This is a genomic window from Terrisporobacter muris (genome assembly GCF_024621905.1).
GTDB classification, from domain to species: domain Bacteria; phylum Bacillota; class Clostridia; order Peptostreptococcales; family Peptostreptococcaceae; genus Terrisporobacter; species Terrisporobacter muris.
In genome coordinates this window covers 1-2,577 of record NZ_JANKBY010000422.1, presented here as the reverse complement: position 1 = coordinate 2,577, position 2,577 = coordinate 1, and the positions used below count along the sequence as shown (strand labels likewise).

4 protein-coding genes are annotated in these 2,577 nt (G+C 25.6%); 1 reads left to right on the top strand and 3 read right to left on the bottom strand.

The window, feature by feature from the left end; all coding sequences use genetic code 11:
• The first annotated feature begins 118 nt into the window (after positions 1-118).
• Positions 119-1,216 (top strand): GGDEF domain-containing protein, encoded by a 1,098-nt coding sequence (locus NSA58_RS18705; RefSeq protein ID WP_257560830.1) that lies wholly within the window; start codon positions 119-121, stop codon positions 1,214-1,216.
• A 117-nt stretch (positions 1,217-1,333) separates the two neighbouring features.
• On the opposite strand, the gene NSA58_RS18700 is transcribed toward NSA58_RS18705, so the two are convergent.
• From NSA58_RS18700 to NSA58_RS18690, 3 genes are all read right to left on the bottom strand, one after another.
• Entirely contained in the window at positions 1,334-1,603 is a 270-nt protein-coding gene (locus NSA58_RS18700) for a cupin domain-containing protein (protein WP_039679174.1), read from the bottom strand.
• 120 nt (positions 1,604-1,723) lie between these two features.
• Positions 1,724-2,104, bottom strand: a complete 381-nt coding sequence (locus NSA58_RS18695; protein WP_039679173.1) for a CoA-binding protein — start codon at positions 2,102-2,104, stop codon at positions 1,724-1,726.
• Between the two features lie 147 nt (positions 2,105-2,251).
• Positions 2,252-2,452, bottom strand: coding sequence for a cold-shock protein (locus NSA58_RS18690; RefSeq protein ID WP_039679172.1), 201 nt, complete (start codon positions 2,450-2,452; stop codon positions 2,252-2,254).
• Positions 2,453-2,577 lie beyond the last annotated feature (125 nt).

The following is a 2,577-nucleotide window of genomic DNA, read 5'->3' as shown; positions in this document are numbered from 1 at the left end:
ATTTTCAAGAACTTTATCAATAATCATTGTAGTCAACCATTTTCAATTACTTGACTTACTATATTTTTAAGGTAAAATGTATATAAACTAAAATAAATTTAAAAAGGGAAGATAAAAAATGTTTCAAAAACTTAAGAAGGATTTTCTAGCTGAAAATTCACATTTATACTTAGATGAGATTAGAACTAGAAATTATAAAAGCTTTCGACATTTTTCTATTGTTGGCCTATCTATTTCCATAGCAATGCTTCTATTTAGTTTATTATTTAAAAAAATCATCACATTTAATATGGAGTTTCTTATATTCGCTTGTTATTTTATTTGTATGATTTATTTTGAAAAAGTTATTGAGAAAAAAAATATAAAGCATATTACACTTATATTTTATATTGCAGTGACTCCTGTTATGATTATGGCAATCTTAATAGGAACCTTTTTAGATACAACTGAGCCATCAATAACTATTATGATTTTTATATGTGTTTTGCCACTGTTCATATTAGATAAGCCCTGGAGAATATTTTTATATATTACAATAATTGCCCTAGTCTATTGTATATGTTGTTATATTGCAAAGGATTTTGATCTGTTTATGGAAGATTTTATTGATATAGTAGCATTTTATATCTTGGCAATTGGAGTGAATTTTTTCATTTTAAAAGATAGACTCGAAAATGTTGAAAATTACATAAAAGTTCGTGAAAAATCCGAGATTGATCCTCTTACAGGTATATATAACCGTGGAATAGGTGCAGAAAAAATAACTAAACTAATTAACCAGAAAGTATACGGAGCATTTTGTATTTTTGATATTGATAATTTTAAACATATTAATGATACTTATGGACACAGTTGCGGGGATGAAGTATTGCAAGAAATTGCAAATGTTACTAGAACATGTTTATCAAATAATGATGTTTTTTTTAGAATGGGTGGAGATGAATTTATTATATATAGCGTTGGCTGCGTAGACGAATTGCAATACAAAAAAGCTATAGACAATTTATATGAAAAAATAAGGGCAATAAAAATTTCTTCTATTAACAATGAGCATATAAATATTAGTCTTGGGTGTTGTATATTTAATGAGAAAACAACAGACTATAATAAGCTTTATAAATATAGTGACAAGGCACTTTATGAGTCAAAAAGTAAGGGTAAAGGACGAGATACACTTGTATTTCTAAATGATTCTATAAATTGTCTATTAAGTTGAATTTAAATGTTCAAATTATATATGTAAGATATATTTGGGTGAGTAATATCTTATCTAGTAAAAAATAAGTGGCGTATCAAGTGAGATATTCCACTTATTTTTAATTGAATTATTCTATTATACATAACAAATTCTATAATATAACATCCCTATTGCAGTCTTTTGAATAGATATATGAAAGTTCATAACCTTCCAATGGTTGGTATTTATATTTTCCAAATTCATAGTTTCTGTAGGAGTCCAATATGCATATACACCAAATCCTTTTGTTGTTCTTCCTTTTTCCCTCATTGTTATTATGTAGTCTACAAAGCTCGCACCTAGTTTTGGTAATGATAGTATTAATATTACACAGTTTTCAAATCCTGGTACTACATTATTTACCAATTTACAATAAAAAATAGCCTTGAAATCCGAACTCAAGGCTATAATAAGGAGTATATGAATATATTGTATAAATACACTAAAATAATATTAAGTAGTATAGTTTGATTATAAACACATTTTTTATTTTTTATACATTTTAGTTACATTTTTGGGATAAAGTCTAATGCCTACTAATAAACATCCATCCATGTAGTTATAATTATTTTCATCCAAAAACTTTGTGATTTCCTCACTGCCAGCTCCTGGTTGAATTATTACTCCCTTAAATTTTTTCTTATTTTCCTTTAATAATTTTAATCCTGCTGGAGGATTTATACATAAATCAAGTATGTCTACTTCTTCTTCTATATCATTTAAAGATTTTAATTCTTTTCCTACAGAGTACACTTTATAACCATTATCTATTAATTCATGTTTTATTTTATATGCGTATTTTTCTTCATTTAAAGTATCTCCTGCTACTACAAAATTATCATATTGCATTATTTCTTTTAAATCCATTTTTATTCCTCCCCATTTATAAATTAATATTTATCTCTTTATAAATATCTTTTAGTTATTTATAATTATACCCATAATGGTACTTTTTTAAATTACATACTAAAAAAAGACCCAATGGGTCTTTTTTCTATACAATCTATATATGTATTATAATATAGTTATATTTTCTGCTTGAGGTCCTCTAGCACCTTGAACTATGTCAAAACTAACTTTTTGTCCTTCTTCTAATGACTTGTATCCATCACTTTTTATAGCTGAGAAATGTGCAAATACATCATCTCCACCTTCTACTGATATAAATCCGAATCCTTTGTCATTGTTAAACCATTTTACTGTTCCGTTTGTCATTTAATAATTCTCCTTAACCTTTTTATAAGGCTTTTATTTTATTTTTTTACTACATATTTAATTATATGCCATTTTCAAATAATTTACACATTTTTTTGAAATATATTTTTATTAATTATTCTATT